This is a genomic window from Streptomyces sp. NPDC101166, assembly GCF_044768125.1.
In the GTDB taxonomy this organism is placed as follows: Bacteria; Actinomycetota; Actinomycetes; order Streptomycetales; family Streptomycetaceae; genus Streptomyces.
In genome coordinates this window covers 115,949-135,206 of the sequence record NZ_JBIWPF010000016.1, presented here as the reverse complement: position 1 = coordinate 135,206, position 19,258 = coordinate 115,949, and the positions used below count along the sequence as shown (strand labels likewise).

The window sequence follows — 19,258 nt, the reverse complement described above, 5'->3', positions numbered from 1 at the left end:
ATGTCCCAGATGCCCCGGCAGGCCGCCCTGCCGACCTGTCCGAGCTGCACGGAGCCGCTCGAAGCGACCGACCGCTTCTGCGGCGCCTGCGGCTTCGACCTGTCCTCCTCGCCACCTCACGCGGTCGACAACCCGACGTTGACCATGAACGAGCGGGGAGCGGGCAGGGGGTTCGACGGGGCGCCGCCCGGCGTGGGCGCGGAGTTCCAGGTCCGGGGCGTGCCGGCGGCGCGGGCGGAACTTCGGGACGTGTCCCAGAACGCGGCGGGGACGGGCTCCGCCCCGGCGCCGTCGGCAGGGTCGGAGGTGAGTGGCTTGGCTCAGTCGGCTGCGGACGGGAACGGCGAGCCGTTCCCGGGAGCGGGGCCGCCCGGCACGCCGGGAGCCGGGTCCCCCCGGGGCGGCGCGCCGATGCCGCCTGCCTCCCCGGCGCCGGCCGGCGCGCAGGCGGAGCCGGGGCCGCACAGGTCTCCCGGCGGAGCCGTGCCGCACGGCGGGCACGTGTCCCCGGGGGCGGACGGGGCCCCCGTCGCGCCCGGCGCCTCCCACCCGGCCGCGCCGGCCGCGGGGCAGGGCTCCGGGGTGCGGTTCGACCGGCCGGCCGAGCCCGAGGAGTATCCGCTGCAGGCCCCCGATCCCCGGGTGGCCGCCGAGCCCGTCAAGGTGTGCGTGGCCTGCCGGGCGGGCCGGGTCGACGACGACGGCTACTGCGAGAACTGCGGCCACGCCCAGCCCCGCGAGCGCGACCACATGGAGCAGGAGGCGGGTCCGGTCGCCGCCGTCAGCGACCGCGGCCTGCGCCACCACCGCAACGAGGACGCCTTCGGCATCGGCCGCACCGCGCTGCCCGACGGCGCCCCCGCGCTCGTCGCGATCGTCTGCGACGGGGTGTCCTCCGCGACCCGCCCCGACGACGCCTCGCTCGCCGCCTCCCAGGCGGCCAGCCGCTCGGTGCTGGCCGCCCTGCCCCAGGGCACACACCCTCAGCAGGCCATGCACGAGGCGATCGTCGCCGCCTCCCACGCCGTCAACGCCCTGGCCCAGGAACCGGCCACCGCCCGCGAGCACGCCCCGCACCAGAACGCCCCGGCCTGCACCATCGTCGGCGCGATCGTCACCGCGGGCCTGCTGGTCGTCGGCTGGGTCGGCGACAGCCGCGTCTACTGGGTCCCCGCGGACCGCAGTTCGCCCCCGGCCCGGCTCACCGAGGACGACTCCTGGGCCGCGCAGATGGTCGCCGCGGGATTGATGAGCGAGGCCGAGGCGTACGCCGACGACCGCGCCCACGCGATCACCGGCTGGCTGGGCGCGGACGCCTACGAACTGGAGCCGCACACGGCCGCGTTCAAGCCCGACCGGCCCGGTGTGGTCGTGGTGTGCACCGACGGCCTGTGGAACTACGCGGAGGCCGCCGAGGAGATGGCCGGGGCGCTGCCCCTCGACGCCTCGGCACGGCCGCTGCACAGCGCCCGGGTCCTGGTCGGTCACGCGCTCGACGGGGGCGGGCACGACAACGTAACAGTGGCCGTCGTCCCGTTCCCCGCCCCCGCCCAGGGGGCAGGATCCGCCTGAGGCCGCGCTGGGCGCACTTGGCGTACTCGGCGCACGGAGCCGGACACCCGGCTCATCACACGGGGAAGCCGGGCGGACCGGAGGGGACCGGTCCGCCCACAGTCGTCACCCCACGGCCGTGGGGTTCGCGAGGGGGATGTGAGTAGGCATGGCCAATTTCTCGAAGTCGAACGTGCCGCAGTTCTCGGTGGACGTCTACCAGAACGAGTACCTGCCGGAGGGCGGCCGCGAGGTCAACGCGATCGTCACGGTCAGCGCCACCGGCGGCGGCACGATCGGCACCGCCGTCTCCGCGCCGCACCTGTACTCGCCCGGCGAGGGCCCGTCCGCCGCCGTGGCGATCATGGTCGACTGCTCGGGATCGATGGACTACCCGCCCACCAAGATGCGCAACGCCCGGGACGCCACGGCCGCCGCCGTCGACACCCTGCGCGACGGCGTGCACTTCGCGGTGATCGGCGGCACGCACGTGGCCAAGGAGGTGTACCCGGGCGGCGGCCGGCTCGCCGTCGCCGACGCCCGCACCCGCGAGGAGGCCAAGAAGGCCCTGCGCCGGCTCAGCGCGGGCGGCGGCACCGCGATCGGCACCTGGCTGCGGCTGGCCGACCGGCTGCTGTCCACCGCCGACGTCGCCATCCGGCACGGCATCCTGCTCACCGACGGCCGCAACGAGCACGAGTCGCCGCAGGACCTCAAGGCGGCCCTGGAGTCCTGCGCCGGCCGTTTCACCTGTGACGCACGAGGCGTGGGCACCGACTGGGAAGTGAAAGAAGTCACAGGGATCGCCTCCGCCCTGCTCGGCACCGCCGACATCGTCGCCGACCCGGCCGGCCTCGCCGCCGACTTCACGCAGATGATGGAGACGGCGATGGGCAAGGAGGTCGCGGACGTCGCCCTGCGGCTGTGGACCCCGGTCGGCACCGCGATCAAGTTCGTCAAGCAAGTCGCTCCGACGGTGGTGGAGTTGACCGACCGTCGCACCGAGTCCGGCCCGCGCTCCGGGGACTACCCCACCGGCTCCTGGGGCGACGAGTCCCGCGACTACCACGTCTGCGTCGAGGTCCCGGCCGCCCACCTCGGCCAGGAGATGCTGGCCGCCCGGGTCTCCCTGGTCATCCCGCAGCCCGAGGGGGTGGCGCAGAGCCTGGGCGCACAGGGCCTCGTGAGAGCGGTCTGGACCGACGACATGGCCGCCTCCACCTCGATCAACCCGCAGGTCGCGCACTACACGGGGCAGGCGGAACTGGCGCAGGCCATCCAGCAGGGTCTGGATCTGCGCAAAGCGGGCGATATGGATGGAGCGACGGCCAAACTGGGCAGGGCGGTCCAGCTCGCGAGCGCGTCGGGCAACGCGGATACTGCGAAACTGCTTGCGAAGGTGGTGGACGTGGTCGATGCCACGACAGGTACTGTGCGACTGAAGACGAAGGTCGCGGAGGCCGACGAGATGACCCTCGAAACCCGGTCCACCAAGACTGTCCGTGTGAAGAAGTGACCTAGTGCGACGCCAGTAGGACGCAGAAGGAAGGGGGACGCGCCGACATGCCGACCTGCCCGAACGGACACCAGTCGGGTTCCGACGACTGGTGCGAGGTCTGCGGTCACCGCATGGCCGGTGCCGTACCCCCGCCTCCGCCCCCGCCCCCTCCGCCCGGCGGGGGGTACGGCTTCCCGCCGCCCCCGCCCGGCCCCGGCGGCCGTCAGCAGCCCGGCGTGCCGAATGCCGAGCCCGAGCTGTGCCCGCAGTGCCGCACGCCGCGTGAGGGCGGTGCGCCGTTCTGCGAGGAGTGCCGCTGGAACTTCCTGACCAACACGGCGACCTCGTACACCCCGGCCGCACCGCGCCCGGGCGGTCCCGGTGGCGCGGGCGGGCCTGGTGGTCCCGCGGGTCCGGGCGGCCCCGGCGGGGGGCCCGGCGGTGGCTTCGGCGCTCCTGGGCCCGGTGGCCCTGGCGGCCCCGGCTTCGGCGGGCCAGGTGGACCCGGTGGCCCTGGCGGCCCCGGCTTCGGCGGGCCAGGTGGACCCGGGGGGCCTGGCGGTCCCGGGCGTCCCGGTGGGCCCGGCGGGCCCGGCGGGCCCGGCGGTGGCCCGGGTGAGCGGTTCCAGCCGCCGCCCCCGTCGTTCGGCGGCAGCGACTCCTTCGAGTACCAGAGCTCCCGTCCCTCCCAGGTGAACCGTCCCGCCGAGCCGATCCCGCCGGGTCCTTCGTTCGGCGGCGAGCCGTCGCGTCCGCAGGGCCAGGGCGGCCGCCCCGGCGGCGGACAGCCTCCGTTCGGCCGTGAGCCCTCCGGCCAGGGCGGCGGCGCGTTCGGCCGTGAGCCTGCGGGCGACCCCTTCGGGCGCGGCCCCGCCGGCCCGTCCGGCCCCTCCGGCGACCCCTTCGGGCGGGAGCCCTCCGGCGGTCCGGGCGGCGACCCGTTCCGTCGTGAGCCCTCCGCCGCCTCTCCCGGTGACCCGTTCCGGCGGGAGCCCTCGGGCGGCCCGTCCGGCGACCTCTTCGGGCGTGAGCCGTCCGGTCCGGGCGGCCGTCCTCCGGGTCCGCCCGGCGGCGCGGGTGCCCCCGGTCCCGGCGGCGGTCCGGGCGGTCCGTCCGGCTTCGGCGCTCCCGGTGGTCCGGGCGGCCCGGGTGCGGGTCCCGGCGGTCCCGGCGGCCACGGCATTCCGCAGGCGTACCAGCCGTCCGGCTTCCCGCAGGAGACCGGCCGGACGCAGCCGGGCGGCGGTCCGTCCGCTCCCCCCGGACAGTCCTTCGGCGGCGGTGACGACGACTGGGTGATCTCCCCGCCGTCGCACAGCGGCCCGAACGGACCCGGCGGCCCCGGTGGTCCCGGCGGTGCGCAGGGCGGCGGCTACGGCTACCCCCAGACCGGAGCCACGCAGGCCCCGCCCCCGTCCGGACCGGCGTTCCCGCAGCAGCCGGCGACGTGGACGGCGACGATAGGCCCCGACCGCGAGTACTTCATGGCGATGATGCACCGCTCGGGTCCCGAGGCCGCCGGCCTGAACCTGCCCGCGTACTCCCCGGAGCAGCAGCGCACGCTCACCGGCAACCAGATCACCATCGGCCGTCGGCGCCACTCCACCGGCGAGACCCCCGACATCGACCTGTCGGTGCCGCCGGAGGACCCGGGCGTCTCGCACCAGCACGCGGTGCTGGTGCAGCAGCCGGACGGAAGCTGGGCGGTCGTCGACCAGAACTCGACGAACGGCACGACGGTCAACGGCGGCGAGGAGCCCATCCAGCCGTTCGTGCCGGTGCCGCTGCGGGACGGCGACCGCGTGCACGTCGGCGCGTGGACGACGATCACGGTCCGCCGGGGTTAGGCCCCTCTCCGGGGCCGGGTCCCTATCCGGGGCCTGGCCCCGGTGCGGCGACCGGTTCCGGCGCGAGCGGTTCCGGGAGGGCCCAGGAGTACGGCCCGTCGGGGGCGTCGAGCCACGCCCACACGTGCTCGCCGCCGACCGTGACGCCGTACCGCTCCCGCCCGGGCCTGTCCTCCCGTTCCCACAGCGCGTGCGCCGCCTGTGGATCGAGGGCGCCCCGGGTCAGGGTCAGCAGGAACCGGAACAGGTCGCTCTCCCGGGCCCGCTGCGGCACCCCGCCCAGCGGCACCGGTTCCGGCTCGGGCCGCCCGGCCCCGCGCAACGGCACGAAGTAGGCCGGGGTCTGCAGGAAGCGCCCCTCGGCGTGCGCCGCGTCGTGGACCGTGAGCGCGACCAGGCCGGTGGCCAGCGGCGCGAGCACGAGTCCGCCCGGACGGCACTGGGCCGTCCACGCGCGCGGGATCGTCGTCAGGGTGCAGGTCGCGATGATCCGGTCGAAGGGCGCCCGCTCCGGCACCCCGCCCGCCCCGTCCCCGGTGACGACGACCGGGTGGTGGCCGGCGTCGGCGAGATGCCGGCGCGCCGACTCGGTGATCTCCGGGTCCAGGTCGACGGTGGTCACGTTCTCCTCGCCGAGCCGGTACGACAGCAGCGCCGCGTTGTAGCCGGTGCCGGCGCCGATCTCCAGCACCCGGTCGCCTTCCCCGACCCGCAGCGCGGCCAGCATCAGCGCCATCAGGGAGGGCTGGCTGCTGGAGGAGAGCAGTTCGCCGTCGCGCACCCGGGTGGCCAGCGGGACGTCCTCGTACGCGCCCCGCAGCCAGCGCTCACGGCTGCGCGGGTCCGGGCTCCCGGCCCACCGCCGCTCGTAGCCGCGCGGACCGCTCACGTAGTAGTACGGCACGAAGAGATGGCGCGGCACCGCCGCGAAGGCCTCCGTCCACCCCGGGTCGGCGGCGAAGGCGCCGTCGGCCTCGATCCGCCGCACCATCGCCGCCCGCTCCGCCGCGGCGAGCACCGCGAACTCCCCTCCGTCACCGCCGAGCGCGTCCATGCCCATGCCTCCACTGTCCTGCGGCAGCCGCCCCCAGGCGAGCGCCGCAGCCCCGTGGCGACGGGCAAGTCCTAGGGCTGAAGACCTCGGTCGGCGCGTCTGAGAGCATGGAGGGCGTGAAAGAGATTCGGCGCGGCACGCTTCAGGAGCAGACCTTCTACGAGCAGGTCGGCGGGGAGGAGACCTTCCGCCGGCTGGTCCACCGTTTCTACGCGGGAGTGGCCGAGGACCCGCTCCTGCGGCCCATGTACCCCGAGGAGGACCTGGGCCCGGCGGAGGAGCGCCTGGTGCTGTTCCTGATGCAGTACTGGGGCGGCCCGACGACGTACAGCGAGAACCGCGGCCATCCCCGGCTGCGGATGCGCCACGCCCCGTTCACCGTCGACCGGGCGGCGCACGACGCCTGGCTGAAGCACATGCGGGACGCGGTGGACGACCTCGGGCTCTCCGAGGAGCACGAGCAGACGCTGTGGAACTACCTGACGTACGCGGCGGCGTCGATGGTGAACACCCCGGACTGAACACCCCGGACTGAACGGACCGGACTCGACGGACGGGACTGAACGGACCGGACTGGACGGACTCGGGGCCGGCCGGACTCGGTTGAGGCTGAACGGACCCGGCGGCACCCGCCTCAGCGCACGCTGAGGCCCAGTCCCCCGGTCCCCGCCCGCCGAACGGCGATCGACCCGTACGGCGTCCGCAGCCGCAGCCACGCCCCGGACGAGAAGAGTCCCGCGTCCTGCGCCGCGCCCCGTGTCCCGCCTGCGGCAGGCCGCAGGAAGCCGAGGGACTGGGCGGCGTGCACCGCCCGCACGGGGAGGCCGGTGTCGCCGACCGTCCGGGACCAGATCTCGCGGCCGATCCGGTCGAGTTCGGCCCGGGTCCGCCGCTCGGGCGCCAACTCCTCCGTGCGCCGCCGGAACTCGCCGACCGCCGCGCCGACCATCGCCCGCAGTTCGCCGGTCGCCGGAAGCCCCGCCTCGGGACGCCAGTCGCCGCGCGGCGGCAGCACGCCCGCCCACGGCGGTCCGGTGACCGCGGCGGGCACGGCCGCGGTCGCCGCCGTCTCCGCCACTCCCTCCAGCAGCTCACCGGCGGACACCGTCACGTCGAGCGTGACGTCCAGCCCGCTCTCGTACGGCTTCGCCAGCCCCACCGCGCGCACCGCCAGCACCTCGAAGGACGGCGGCCGTCCGAAGACGGCGAGCGCGGTGCCGGCCGCCTGGAGGCGGACCGCGGCTGAACGGTCGTAGTGGAGCAGCCGGGAGAGGAAGGCCGCGAAGTCCGCCGCCTCCCCCTCGTCGGCGAGGTGGAGCACCGTCATGCGGCGACGGCCTCCTCCGCGTCGTCCCGGTACTCCGCCAGGAACTCCCGCTCCTCGGCCGTGATGCGGCGCGGGCGCTGTGCCGCGAAGTCGAACGGCACGATCACCGTCGAGGCGGTGACGTAGATGTGGTCGCCGTCCTTCACCTCGTAGGCGATGGTGAAGGACGCCGCCCTGATCTCCGTGATCCACAGCTCGATGTCCACGGGCGTGTGCCGGTGGACGAGCTGCCGCTTGTAGTCGATCTCGTGGCGCGCCACCACGGACCCCTGCTGGAAGTCCTTCTCCGGGCGGAACAGGAAGTCGATACGGGCTTCCTCCAGGTAGCGGAGGAAGACCACGTTGTTGACGTGGCCGTACGCGTCCATGTCCGCCCAGCGCAGCGGGCAGCGGTAGATGTGCCGCAAGACCGATCAGCCCCGGGTCAGCTTCTTGTAGGTGGCGCGGTGCGGGCGCGCGGCGTCCGGTCCGAGCCGCTCGATCTTGTTCTTCTCGTACGACTCGAAGTTGCCCTCGAACCAGAACCACTTGGAGTCGCCCTCGTAGGCGAGGATGTGCGTGGCCACCCGGTCGAGGAACCAGCGGTCGTGGGAGACGACGACGGCGCAGCCGGGGAACTCCAGCAGCGCGTTCTCCAGGGAGGACAGCGTCTCGACGTCGAGGTCGTTGGTCGGCTCGTCGAGGAGCAGCAGGTTGCCGCCCTGCTTGAGGGTGAGCGCGAGGTTGAGGCGGTTGCGCTCACCGCCGGAGAGGACGCCGGCCGGCTTCTGCTGATCGGGGCCCTTGAAGCCGAAGGCCGAGACGTAGGCGCGGCTCGGCATCTCCACCTGGCCGACGTTGATGTAGTCGAGCTCGTCGGAGACGACCGCCCAGAGCGTCTTCTTCGGGTCGATGTTCTCGCGGCTCTGGTCGACGTAGGAGATCTTGACGGTCTCGCCGACCTTGATGTCGCCGGCGTCGGGCGTCTCGAATCCCTGGATCATCTTGAACAGCGTGGTCTTGCCGGCGCCGTTCGGGCCGATGACGCCGACGATGCCGTTACGCGGCAGGGTGAAGCTCAGGTCGTCGATGAGGACCTTCTCGCCGAAGGCCTTGTTCAGCTTGCTGACTTCGACGACGACGCTGCCCAGGCGCGGGCCCGGCGGGATCTGGATCTCCTCGAAGTCCAGCTTCCGCATCTTCTCGGCCTCGGCCGCCATCTCCTCGTAGCGGGCGAGGCGCGCCTTGGACTTGGCCTGACGCCCCTTGGCGTTGGACCGCACCCACTCCAGTTCTTCCTTGAGCCGCTTGGCGCGCTTGGCGTCCTTCTGGCCCTCGACCTTCAGACGGGTCTGCTTGGTCTCCAGGTAGGTGGAGTAGTTGCCCTCGTAGGGGTAGGCGCGACCGCGGTCGAGCTCCAGGATCCACTCGGCGACGTTGTCGAGGAAGTACCGGTCGTGGGTGATCGCCACGACGGTGCCCGGGTACTTGGCGAGGTGCTGCTCCAGCCAGTTCACGGACTCGGCGTCGAGGTGGTTGGTGGGCTCGTCGAGGAGCAGCAGGTCGGGCTGCTCCAGCAGGAGCTTGCAGAGCGCGACGCGGCGCTTCTCACCACCGGAGAGGTTGACGACCCGCCAGTCGCCGGGGGGGCACCCGAGGGCGTCCATGGCCTGCTCGAGCTGGGCGTCGAGGTCCCAGGCGTTGGCGTGGTCGAGCTCCTCCTGGAGCTTGCCCATCTCGTCGAGCAGCGCGTCGGAGTAGTCGGTCGCCATCAGCTCGGCGATCTCGTTGAACCGGTCGAGCTTGCCCTTGACCTCGGCGACGCCCTCCTGGACGTTCTCCAGGACGGTCTTCTCGTCGTTCAGCTTGGGCTCCTGCATCAGGATGCCGACGCTGTAACCGGGCGAGATGAACGCGTCACCGTTCGAGGGCTGCTCCAGCCCCGCCATGATCTTCAGAACGGTCGACTTACCGGCGCCGTTCGGGCCGACCACACCGATCTTCGCGCCGGGCAGGAAGTTCAGCGAGACGTCGTCAAGGATGACCTTGTCGCCGTGTGCCTTGCGCGTCTTGCGCATGGTGTAGATGTACTCAGCCAAGAGAAACCGTCCGGCAGCTTGAAATCTGGCAGTGGGCAGATACACCCCATCTTGCCGGACGGCCGCCCCTGGGGGGAAACCCGTCCGAGTGAGGGGCGCTGACCTGGGGGTTTCACTGCTCGCCACTGCGGCATGATGCGGCCGGCCCGTGCGGTCGCCGCCGCGGTCGTGCAGGCACAGGATGGAGATGACGGCCGGCAAGCGGGTCGGCCCTGCGCAACGCCGGGACACGGGAGTCGGAAGGAGGTGCGGCGCCATGCCCCAGTTCATGGACGTCCACCACGGGATGAAGGACATCACGGCCGACCAGCTGAGGGAGGCCTACCAAGACAACCGCGCCATCGAAGGGGAAGAAGGCGTCCACTTCCAGAGGGCCTGGGCGGACCCGGAGTCCGGCACGGTCTACTGCCTCTCCGAGGCGCCCTCGGCCGAAGCGGTCAAGCGCATTCACGAACGCACCGGTCACCTGGCCGACGAGTTCCACCCTGTCCCCCTCACCGTGTGAACACGCGCCCCCGGCCGGTTCTGGAGGGCGCCCCGGCGGTCCCGGTGGGCGGCCGGGACTGGGCATGCCTCATACCTGAGGATCTTCTACGGAACGGGCCTACTGGCGGTGAATCTGACATTAATGAAGAAACGCTATCCTCAATGTTTTCACCGTCAGGGTCACTCATTCGCCACGTATCCGGAGCCGAGCGGGCGGCGTTAGCGGGGCATGACGAAAGCTAGGTTCCATGGCTTGCCTCACCGGGGGGTGAGGGAGGGCGATCTGCCCGCGACCCGTGACGCGGCGGCCGGGAGACGTGCGTACGCCGATGTGACGCGCTCGGCGCTCCAGGCGTGCGGCATCCTGCGCGGGAGCGCCGCGCGGACCGAACCGCAGGTCACCGATTCGCTGCTCCGCGAGTTCATGGCTCTGCTGGAGGCCGCGCAGAACGAACTCGATCAGCGGTGGAACGGGCAGGGGAACTCCGGCTGCCGCGCGGACCACGTGTAACGGGGCGGATGTGCATGAACCACGAGTATGCGGATCCCTCTTTTCTGCGGAATGAATGGTATGCCGACCCGTATTCGTACGGGCCGGGCATCGGCCAGCCCGGCGGCCCTGTCGACGCGCCGCACACGGGTACTCCCCTCACTCCTCCCGACCCGGGCTGGGACCCGGTCGAGGAACTCGCCTATCTCTTGCAAGAGGCGGTTCCGGCCGAGCAGACGGCCACGGTGCCGGCTCCTCGCAGCGAGTCGACGCCCGGCGTCGACAGCGCCGACCCGATGGAGAACCTGGCGCACATCACCGCCCAGTTGCCGCCCATCCGGCGTTCCCCCGCGGGGCATCGCAAGATCCGGGTGCACAGGCTCCGGCGCGGTTGGCTGCAGACGGGCAGCCTGGTGATCATCGCGTTCGTCGCCGTCATCGCGGCGGCGGTCAGCGTCTTCTGCGGCGTGGTCGCCTACAGACCGCTGCAGAACATCACGTCGGACCCGGAGAGCGGGGTCACCCCCTGGTGGCCGCTCCTGGTGTACGGGCCGTGGACGGTGGCCTCCCTCTCCATCCTGCGCACCGCCCTGCACCAGCGCCGCGCCTGGCACTCCTGGTTGATCGTGCTGATGTTCTCCTCCGTCGCGATGATGCTGTGCGTGGCCCAGGCCGACAGGACCTTCACCGGCGTCGCCGCGGCCGCCCTGCCCGCCCTCGCGTGCCTGGCGTGCCTCCAGCAACTCGTCCGGCAGATCACCCTGACCCTGGCGCCACGGCAGAGCGCACCCCGCCCCCGACACCGTCCGTAGCGCCCAGGCGCGAGGGCCCGCTCAGTCCCGCGCCTGGTTCTCCTTGCGGCCGACCAGCACCAGGGCTGCTCCACCGATCACCACCAGGCCTATCGCGGTGCCCGCGATGTAGGGGGTGGCGTTGGAGCTGCCCGTCTCGGCGAGGTTCGTGGCGGTGATGGAACCGCCGCCCACGGTGGCGGGGCTGGGCTGGGAGAGGGTCTGGGTGGTGAGGCCTGTCTTGGTCTCGGCGGACCGGGTCCGGCAGTCGAGGACGCCGGTGAAGCGGGTGCCGCGGATGGTGAAGTCGTAGGCCTGGTCCTCCTGGAGGGGGATCGTCACCGTCCGCGAGGCGCCTGCCGGGATCGTGTACTCGAAGCCCATCAGTTCGAAGGTGAACGGCGCGTCGCCCTGGTTGGCGGCCGCGATGTCGACGCCGTTCGCGGCGCAGTTCTTCGCCGCGGACAGCGCCGGTATCGGACCGCCGGCGGCCCAGGTCGCGCTCGCCTCGGCGGACACGGTGGACTCGCTGGAGCCGGCCAGTATCTGTGTCTGGCTGCGGCTCTCCGAGGTGAAGGCGCGGCCGACGGGGACGGTGGTGGAGGCCTGCACGGTCAGCTCGGCCGTCCCGGCGGCGGCGTCGGCGGGCACGTCGAAGAAGAGCTGGCTGCCGTCCTGCGCCGAGGTGACGGCCTTGCCGTCCTTGCCGACGATCCGCACCCCGCTGATGGCTGCGTCCGGCGGCGGCGCGACCGTGACCGCGCTCGCGTCGGTGCGCACGGTCACCGGGCCGAGCGGTGCGCCGGGGCGGCCGGAGACCGCGGCCCCGTCGAGGGTGAGCGAGGCCCTGGGTTCGGCCGCGTCGCGGGCGGCCTTCTGGAGGTAGTCCGCGAGCCTTTCGGCCTGCGGGTCGACGGCGTCGACGTCCGCGCCGTCGGAGTAGCGCCAGATGGCCACCTGGGTGCCGGCGGCCGCGTCCTGCTCGGTGAGGCCACCGCCGATCCCGGCCTTCTTCGCCAGCGTGGCCAGGTCGTTGACCTGGGGGTAGGAGTTCTGCAGGATCCAACGGACCTTGCCGGCGTCCTTGTTGACGCCGAGCGAGGTGCCGCTCCAGGGCGTCTCGCCGTACTTGGCGTCCCGCTGCGTGGGCGTGTGCAGGTCGACGCAGTACGTCTGCAGCGTGCCGCCGCCCTCGACGGACATCTCGAACAGCCCCGCCGGGACCTCCTGGTCCCCACCTTCGTCATGGAGGACGGCGGTGCCGTAGGTCTTGAGTCCTCCCATGGTCGCCGTCGCTCCGCCCTGGCTCTGCGGGGTCTCGTCGGCGGCCGCCGTGCCCGCGGCGGTGGCGACGACACCGGCGGCGACCACACCGGAGACCAGCGTCCCTGCGGCGAGGCGCACCGCGCCCCGACCTCGTGTGAACGGCGCGGCGAACGAAGAAATCACGCAATTCCCCTTCGAGCAGGACCGGTTGTCGTGGGGGGTACGGTCCCACCAGCAGAATCAGGAGCCCCTTGAGCTTTGTTCGGCATCCTAAGGACGCGGCGCACCACCCTTCCCGACAAGGTCATCCGATGGGCGATCCGACTCGGAATCGTTATCCCGAAGATCGTCAACAGGCTTGGCTTATCGACAAATCCACCGGAGCTGGAGGGTACGGACCGGTCGATAAGCCGCTGTTCACTCGTGTGCGGTCAGACGGTGGTCCTTGCTGACATCACGTCACCGCCGCGTGTCCAGGTCACCACCGCCGGTCAGGTCACCGCCGCCCGCTCGCGTGAGCGCCGCCGGTTCAGGTCACCGCCGCCGGTTCACGGCGTCGGGCGCCGTCTCGTTCCGTGTGGTCCGCGGCCGGTGTCTCCCATTCGGGCTCGGGCTGCGCTGCCACCGGCCCCGGCATCCCCGCCACCGCGCCCGCCGGATCCGTCCTGACCGAGCGGCGGAAGGCGGCCGTCCCCCGTGCGAGGTCGTGGCCGATCGACACGGCGTCGATGTCGGCCGAGGTCCAGCTCTGCTGCCCCTCGCGCATCTCCGTGCGCACCTTCAGCCTGCCCTGCACGATCACCGGGTCGCCGACGTTCAGCGAGGCCATCGCGTTCGTGGCGAGCTGGCGGTTGGCCCACACCGTGAAGAAGTTGGTGTGCCCGTCCGTCCAGGCGCTCTTCTCGCGGTCCCAGTAGCGCGAGGTCACCGCCAGCCGGAACCTCGTCGACGCCCCCGCCGACAACTCCCGGAACACCGGCTGTGTCGCCACGTTCCCCACCGCGCACACCATCGTCTCGTTCATGCGAACCCCTCCCTCGCCCGGCGCTCACGCCGGGCCGGCACACGTACGGGCCCGTCCCGTACGGAAAGCGTCCGGCCGCGTCAGCCACACTCCCGCGGCTGACGCACCCACCGCGACGGCCGTGTCACCGCGACCGCCGCGAAAGCCAGACTGCCTCCGTCGAGCCGGGCCCGCCGAGGTCTGTGGACCACCGCCCGCCTGTGGACAACTCCCTCACCCGATCGAGGGATCGAGCGGTGGAACCAGAGCTCCCCGCGCCCAGGAGGGCATCAGGAGCGCGCTCACCCCGCCCCGGCAGCCACTCCCGTCACCCCGGTCACCCCCGTCACACCCGCCATTCCCGTCACCCGCCCGTACTGCTCACGGACCTCCCGGTACCGCAGCAACTCCGCGGCCAGGGAGTCCAGGACCCTCGCCCGGCCGCAACTCGCGGCGGCCTCCCGCAGCCTGCGTTCCGCGTCCTGGCCGTATCTGCGCGCCGGGCCGCGCGCCGCCATCCGGCAGCCCCACTCCACCAGCGGCCCGCCGATGATCCCGGCCAGCATCAGCAGCACGGGCACGCCCAGGTTCGGGGACATGACCCCGACGATCTGGCCGAACAGCCACAGGCCGCCGATGACCTGAAGGATGGTCATGGACGCCTGCGCCATCACGGCCGCCGGCCACCACCCCGGCCGCGGCGGGCGCCCCGGCGGCAGCCCGGCCTGCGCCGCGAGCTCGTCCAGCGCCTCCGGAAGCCCCTGCGCACCGCGCACGGCCGCTTCCCGTACCGCCTGCGCCCAGGGCGCGGGCAGGCCCGCCGAGGCCCGCTCCGACACCGTGCGCACGGCCTGTTCGACACGCTGCCGCGCCGTCGCCTCCTCGTCGGCCTGCGCTCGCAACGGCATCCGTCCGGTCGGAGCGTCGCACCGGTCCTGGTACCAGCGCCACAGCCGCAGCCACGGCGTGCCGCACGCCCGGTTGGCGTTGCGCAGCCAGGCGCGTTCGGCCGCCTCGCCCGCGGCGACCGCGCCCACCGCGTCGGCGAGCCGGGCGGCGAACTCGTCCCGCGCCTCCTCGCTGAGCCCGGTGCTCCGGCCGGTCACGTACACGGGCCTCAGCTCCCCCGCGGCGGCGTCCACGTCGGCGGAGATACGCCGTGCCGCGGCGCCGCGCTCGGTGACGAACTGGCCGAGCAGTTCGCGCAGTTCCCCGACGCCGTCCCCGGTGAGCCCGGACAGCGCGAGGACGGTCGCGCCCGGCTCGCCGTACTCGCCGAGGGCCACGCCGTCCTCGTCGAGCAGCCGCCGCAGATCGTCGAGGACCATCTCGGCGGCCTCGCCGGGCAGCCGGTCGATCTGGTTGAGCACGATGAACATGACCTCCGCGTGACCCGCCATGGGCCGCAGATAGCGCTCATGGAGGACGGCGTCGGCGTACTTCTCCGGGTCGACGACCCAGATGACGGCGTCCACGAGTGCCAGGATCCGGTCGACCTGCTCGCGGTGCTGCACCGCCGCCGAGTCGTGGTCGGGCAGGTCGATCAGGACGAGCCCCTGCAGCTGCGCCTCCGCGTCCGCGCTCTGCACCGGACGCCTGCGCAGCCGGCCCGGGATGCCCAGCCGGTCGATGAGGCTCGCCGCGCCGTCGCTCCAGCTGCACGCGATGGGCGCGGCGGTGGTCGGCCGGCGGACGCCCGTCTCGGAGATGGTCACCCCGGCCAGCGTGTTGAACAGCTGGGACTTGCCGCTGCCGGTGGCTCCGGCGATGGCGACGACCGTGTGCTGCCCGGACAGCTTGCGGCGCGCCGCCGCCTCGTCGAGGACCCGGCCGGCCTCGGCGAGCGTCTTGCTGTCGAGCCGGGCGCGGGAGAGCCCGACGAGTTCCCCCAGCGCGTCGAGCCGGGAGCGCAGGTGGCCGTCGTAGGCGAGCGGGGGGACGGCCTGGGGGCCGCCGCCGGGACGGACCTCGCCGATGCCGGGGGCGGTGACGGCGGCGGTCTGCTCCGCGGCCGTGGCCTCGTTCACCCGGCGGGCGATCAGCCCGTCGTCCCAGAACTCGCCGCCGTCCTGGGGCGTGGAGGCGTCCCCGGCGGACGGACCCGCCGCGGGAACCCGCCCGCCGCCTTGGCGCACGCGCGCGGGGCGCTCGTCGCTCCGGCCACGGGGGGAGGAAGCGCCTCCCCGCGCGCGGACGCCGCCTTCGACCTTCCGCACGTGCCCGCCGCCGCTGTCATCCCTCATGCGTACGTCGCCGTCCCCCTCACGCGCGCGTGCGTGGCGGTCGTCGCCCCGGGCGCGTACCGAACCGTCGTCATCCCGCGCGTGTGCGGAGCGCTCCTCATGGCGGTCGGTCCGCTCCGGGCGGTCGGTCCGCTCCGGGCGGTCGGCAGCCGGAGTCCGGGCCTTGCGGTCGCCCGCGCCCTTCCGTGCGGCACGGTCGCCCTCACGCCAGCGCGCCCACCCGACGCTCATCCGTCCCCGGGTCTGCTCCTTGCCCTTGCGTGAGGACGGCGGATCGTCCGCGGTCGGTGAGGCGTCCTCCGCCGTCCCTGACGGCCCCTCGGCGTCCGCAGCGCCCTCGCCGCCGTCGCCGTCGGAGACCGCCCCTTCGCCCGCGTCTCTCGTGTGCGCTTCCTCGCCCTGCGCGGGTGGTGCGCCTTCGCCGGACCCCGCCGGACCGTGATCGGCGTTTCCCGTGTGGTCCTGGTCTGTGACGGCGGTCACCGGTCACCTCTCCTTCTGCAGTACGGACAGCGCGGCGATGAGTTCGGCCTGCGGCTCGACATGGACGTCGAGGCCGTCGAGCGGGGCGAGGCGGCGCTCGCGTTCGTTGTGCATCACTCGGTCGAGGTACTCGGAGAGCAGCCGTCCGGCCCGGTCGCGCAGCCGCAGCGCGCCGTGCGCCCCGAGTCGTTCGGCGACGCTCTCGCCCGCCGTGCGAGCCCTGCGGGTGCCGAGAAGGGCGGTGGCGACGAGGGCGGCGACCGTCTCGGGATCGCAGGCGGCCCGGCGGTCCAGTTGGCGCACCTCGTCCTCGGCGCACTCCTCCAGCTCCCGCCGCCAGCGCCGTACGGCCATGCCGATGCGGTGCTCGGCGGTCTCCGGTGAGGCGTCGCGGTCCAGCAGGACCGGCGCGGCCGCGGCCGGTTCGCGGCGCCAGGCCTCGTCGACGCGTTCGTCGGCGGCGGTGACGGCGCACACCAGGAGCGCGGCCAGGCTCTCCATGAGGGCGTCGAGGAGTTCGCCGGCGGTGCAGTCCAGCGGGAAGGCGCGCCAGCGCTTCAGCGCGTCGCCCGCGAGCACGGACCCGTTCTGCAGCCGGCCCCGCACGCGCGTGTACTCGCCGTCGTAGGCCCCGTCGACGGCAGAGGTGAGCCGTAGCGCGGCCGCGTACTGCGCGGCGGCGGCGCCGGCCAGCTCGGGCATCCGGGACTTGAGCGAGTCGAGGACGCCGTACGCCGTGCGGGCCATCACCGCGTTGCGGGCGGCGGCGTCCTGGGCGTGTTCGACGAGCCAGGTGCGCAGCGGGGCCACGGCGGTGGCGGGGAGCAGCCCGCCGCCCCAGGCGGACTCGGGGAGCTCGGGCACCGTGAAGCGCGGGATGTGACCGAGTCCGGCCTTCGTGAGCAGGGCCGCGTACTGGCGGGACACCTCGCCGACGACCTGGTGGGGCACCCGGTCCAGGACGGTCACGAGCGTCGCGTCGTACTCCTTGGCCGTGCGCAGCAGATGCCAGGGGATGGCGTCGGCGTACCGCGCGGCCGTGGTGACCATCACCCAGATGTCGGCGGCGCAGATGAGCTGGGCGGCGAGGAAGCGGTTGTCGGCGACGAAGGAGTCGATGTCGGGCGCGTCGAGGAGGGCGAGGCCGGGCGGGAGGGTCTCCGCGGTCTCGATGCGCAGGACCCGTCTGGCGTCCTGTCCGGGGAGCAACAGGTCATCGTCGCTCGGCTCCTGATGGGGCACCCACACGCGGGTGAGGTCGGGAAGCACCCGCATGCCGCTGAACCAGTGATGGTCCTCCGGGTGGCACACCAGCACCGGGGTCCGTGTCGTCGGCCGCAGCACGCCCGCCTCGCTGATGCGCCGTCCGACGAGGGAGTTGACGAGCGTCGACTTGCCGGCGCCGGTGGAACCGCCCACCACGACCAGCAACGGCGCTTCGGGCTGCCGCAGCCGGGGCACCAAGTAGTCGTCCAGCTGGGCCAGTAGTTCGTCGCGGTTGGCACGCGCGCGTGGAGCCCCCGCCAGGGGCAGCGGGAAGCGTGCGGCGGCGACACGGTCGCGCAGGGCGGAGAGTGCGTCGAGCAGCTGAGGCCGTACGTCCAAGGTCACCACATGCGAAGAATGCCCAATTTCGGGGGATTTATGAAGCATATAGACATGCCTGCGCGCCGATAGGACACAAGGGACGGAAGGTATGACTGGGACAGAGGCGCAGCGCAGGCATAACGAGTGCACAACACCCGGGGCCCCGGGGACCCAAAAGCGATGCACGATTCGCACCTGCCTGCGATTATCAGGACCGCTTCACTGAACCTCCACATCGAGCCACGGAGGCGAAGCACTCAGGACAAGGAACCGGGAGCCCTATCCTTGTCCCCGGCAACGTCACGGATCAGCCCACACCAGGGCACCAGGTACGCGGCCACCCACCCGGCCCCCGTAGCTCAGTGGATAGAGCAGGCGCCTTCTAAGCGCTTGGCCGCAGGTTCGAGTCCTGCCGGGGGCGCAAGTCTCCGCCCTCCCCTTGGGAGGGCGTTTTCGCTGGCTGGAGCACGTTTCACCCGGAACGACGAAGCCCCGGACACCACCCGCCTCCCAGCGGGCGACTCGAGGGCGTGCCGGAGCAGGACGGCCTTACCTGCGCTGCGCCACGCCCGGGGGATGACCGAACCCGCGAGACGCCGCCCGTCTGGCCCTCGGCCCGGCCTTTCAGGTCACGCTCCTCATGGATCTCCCCGGTGCCGGTCCACTGCTTGCCGACCTCCGGAGTAGTCACGTCCTGCACCCGCAGGGCTACGGCTCCCCGGGGACTTGCGCAGCCGCTGGGGCGGTCGAGCACCGGGCGCCGGTGTGGCAGAGCGCGCTATTCGGCGGATGAGCGCTCTTCTCGGCAGGGGCGGGCATTCTGGTCGGCGGGGCCGGCGTCCTCCTCGTCGGGGCCGGAGGCAGCCTGTTCCAGACCCCGGCGGATGGCGATCTCCACGGGTGAGTACGCGCCGTCGGCCCGCTGAAGTTCGTACGGCGCGGCCGGCATCAGCGGCGGCTGGGCCATGAAGCGCGGCCGTGCCCCGTGGTGCGGCTGTGCCGCGTGCACCAGGAACGGATGGCACAGGAAGACGTCACCCGGGGAACCCGTGGCGAGGGCGAGCGGCCGGTGAGCGGACGCCGCTTCGAGGTCCGGCGCGATGGCCAGGCCGCTCGCACCCTCCTCCCCGTACGGCTCCAGCACCTTCGGCACGTCGAGGTGGGAGCCGACCCGGATGCGAGTCGGGGCGTCCTCTTCCCCCACCTCGCTGAACAGAAAGAGCATCAGCAGGGCCCGGCCGCGTGAGCGGAGATTGGTGAAGGGCCAGGTCTCGCCCTCCACCGCATAGCTGCCCTCGATGTGCCAACCCGCGTCGCCGGGCTCCTGTTCGTGCGGGAAGCGCAGTGGGAAGGTGCCGAGCGAGTAGCGCGGCTCCCAGCGCCCGGGCCCGACCAGCAGGTCATACGCTTGGTGCAGCGCCGGGGAGTTGGGTGCGGCGGCGAACGGTCCCTGGGCCATCCCGCCGACCCCGGTGCACGGGCTGCGTCCACGTCTTGGGGTCGTCCGGATCGCAGCCTGTCTCCCGCCACAGCAGCCGCTCGCGGCCACGCGGG

Annotated in this window: 15 protein-coding genes, 1 tRNA gene and 1 pseudogene; 8 read left to right on the top strand and 9 right to left on the bottom strand. The window is 73.0% G+C overall.

The features are described from left to right. From ACIRS4_RS27005 to ACIRS4_RS26995, 3 genes are all read left to right on the top strand, one after another. A complete protein-coding gene (locus tag ACIRS4_RS27005; protein ID WP_404200890.1) occupies positions 1-1,572 on the top strand; it encodes a protein phosphatase 2C domain-containing protein in 1,572 nt (523 codons plus the stop codon). Between the two features lie 148 nt (positions 1,573-1,720). Continuing rightward, complete coding sequence (locus ACIRS4_RS27000; RefSeq protein ID WP_404200888.1) at positions 1,721-3,067, top strand: VWA domain-containing protein; 1,347 nt, start codon at positions 1,721-1,723, stop codon at positions 3,065-3,067. A 47-nt stretch (positions 3,068-3,114) separates the two neighbouring features. Further along, a complete protein-coding gene (locus tag ACIRS4_RS26995; RefSeq protein ID WP_404200886.1) occupies positions 3,115-4,896 on the top strand; it encodes an FHA domain-containing protein in 1,782 nt (593 codons plus the stop codon). 22 nt (positions 4,897-4,918) lie between these two features. On the opposite strand, the gene ACIRS4_RS26990 is transcribed toward ACIRS4_RS26995, so the two are convergent. Next, positions 4,919-5,956, bottom strand: a complete 1,038-nt coding sequence (locus tag ACIRS4_RS26990) for a methyltransferase domain-containing protein (protein WP_404200884.1) — start codon at positions 5,954-5,956, stop codon at positions 4,919-4,921. Between the two features lie 101 nt (positions 5,957-6,057). On the opposite strand from ACIRS4_RS26990, the gene ACIRS4_RS26985 reads away from it, so the two are divergent. Next, complete coding sequence (locus ACIRS4_RS26985) at positions 6,058-6,471, top strand: globin (RefSeq protein WP_404200882.1); 414 nt, start codon at positions 6,058-6,060, stop codon at positions 6,469-6,471. A 113-nt stretch (positions 6,472-6,584) separates the two neighbouring features. On the opposite strand, the gene ACIRS4_RS26980 is transcribed toward ACIRS4_RS26985, so the two are convergent. The 3 genes from ACIRS4_RS26980 to ettA are packed head-to-tail and all read right to left on the bottom strand — an operon-like array spanning position 6,585 to position 9,355. Further along, the gene (locus ACIRS4_RS26980; protein ID WP_404200880.1) at positions 6,585-7,277 is read right to left on the bottom strand and encodes a hypothetical protein; all 693 of its coding nucleotides are present in this window, start codon (positions 7,275-7,277) and stop codon (positions 6,585-6,587) included. After that, complete coding sequence (locus ACIRS4_RS26975; protein ID WP_404200878.1) at positions 7,274-7,684, bottom strand: acyl-CoA thioesterase; 411 nt, start codon at positions 7,682-7,684, stop codon at positions 7,274-7,276. Before ACIRS4_RS26975 ends, ACIRS4_RS26980 begins: the two co-directional genes overlap by 4 nt. A gap of 6 nt (positions 7,685-7,690) precedes the next feature. Beyond that, positions 7,691-9,355, bottom strand: a complete 1,665-nt coding sequence (gene ettA / locus ACIRS4_RS26970) for an energy-dependent translational throttle protein EttA (protein ID WP_404200876.1) — start codon at positions 9,353-9,355, stop codon at positions 7,691-7,693. Positions 9,356-9,611: 256 nt separating this feature from the next. On the opposite strand from ettA, the gene ACIRS4_RS26965 reads away from it, so the two are divergent. The 3 genes from ACIRS4_RS26965 (at position 9,612) to ACIRS4_RS26955 (ending at position 11,143) form a co-directional block, all read left to right on the top strand. Next, the gene (locus ACIRS4_RS26965) at positions 9,612-9,860 is read left to right on the top strand and encodes an SCO4226 family nickel-binding protein (protein ID WP_404200874.1); all 249 of its coding nucleotides are present in this window, start codon (positions 9,612-9,614) and stop codon (positions 9,858-9,860) included. Between the two features lie 234 nt (positions 9,861-10,094). After that, positions 10,095-10,352 (top strand): hypothetical protein, encoded by a 258-nt coding sequence (locus ACIRS4_RS26960; protein ID WP_404200872.1) that lies wholly within the window; start codon positions 10,095-10,097, stop codon positions 10,350-10,352. A gap of 14 nt (positions 10,353-10,366) precedes the next feature. Next, a complete protein-coding gene (locus ACIRS4_RS26955) occupies positions 10,367-11,143 on the top strand; it encodes a DUF2637 domain-containing protein (protein ID WP_404200870.1) in 777 nt (258 codons plus the stop codon). Between the two features lie 21 nt (positions 11,144-11,164). Here the strand turns inward: ACIRS4_RS26955 and ACIRS4_RS26950 are convergent, their stop codons facing one another. The 4 genes from ACIRS4_RS26950 to ACIRS4_RS26935 form a co-directional block, all read right to left on the bottom strand. After that, on the bottom strand, positions 11,165-12,571 hold the full coding sequence (locus tag ACIRS4_RS26950) for a Cys-Gln thioester bond-forming surface protein (RefSeq protein WP_404200868.1): 1,407 nt from the start codon (positions 12,569-12,571) through the stop codon (positions 11,165-11,167). Between the two features lie 346 nt (positions 12,572-12,917). Beyond that, positions 12,918-13,412, bottom strand: a complete 495-nt coding sequence (locus ACIRS4_RS26945) for a single-stranded DNA-binding protein (RefSeq protein ID WP_404200866.1) — start codon at positions 13,410-13,412, stop codon at positions 12,918-12,920. Positions 13,413-13,693: 281 nt separating this feature from the next. Then, positions 13,694-16,117 (bottom strand): GTPase, encoded by a 2,424-nt coding sequence (locus ACIRS4_RS26940; RefSeq protein WP_404200864.1) that lies wholly within the window; start codon positions 16,115-16,117, stop codon positions 13,694-13,696. A 3-nt stretch (positions 16,118-16,120) separates the two neighbouring features. After that, a complete protein-coding gene (locus ACIRS4_RS26935; protein WP_404200862.1) occupies positions 16,121-17,731 on the bottom strand; it encodes a dynamin family protein in 1,611 nt (536 codons plus the stop codon). Between the two features lie 321 nt (positions 17,732-18,052). On the opposite strand from ACIRS4_RS26935, the gene ACIRS4_RS26930 reads away from it, so the two are divergent. After that, positions 18,053-18,125 (top strand) — tRNA-Arg (locus ACIRS4_RS26930). A 357-nt stretch (positions 18,126-18,482) separates the two neighbouring features. Here ACIRS4_RS26930 and ACIRS4_RS26925 read toward each other — a convergent pair. Continuing rightward, a pseudogene (locus ACIRS4_RS26925) lies at positions 18,483-19,242 on the bottom strand (phytanoyl-CoA dioxygenase family protein); the annotation flags it as partial. Positions 19,243-19,258: the final 16 nt, after the last annotated feature.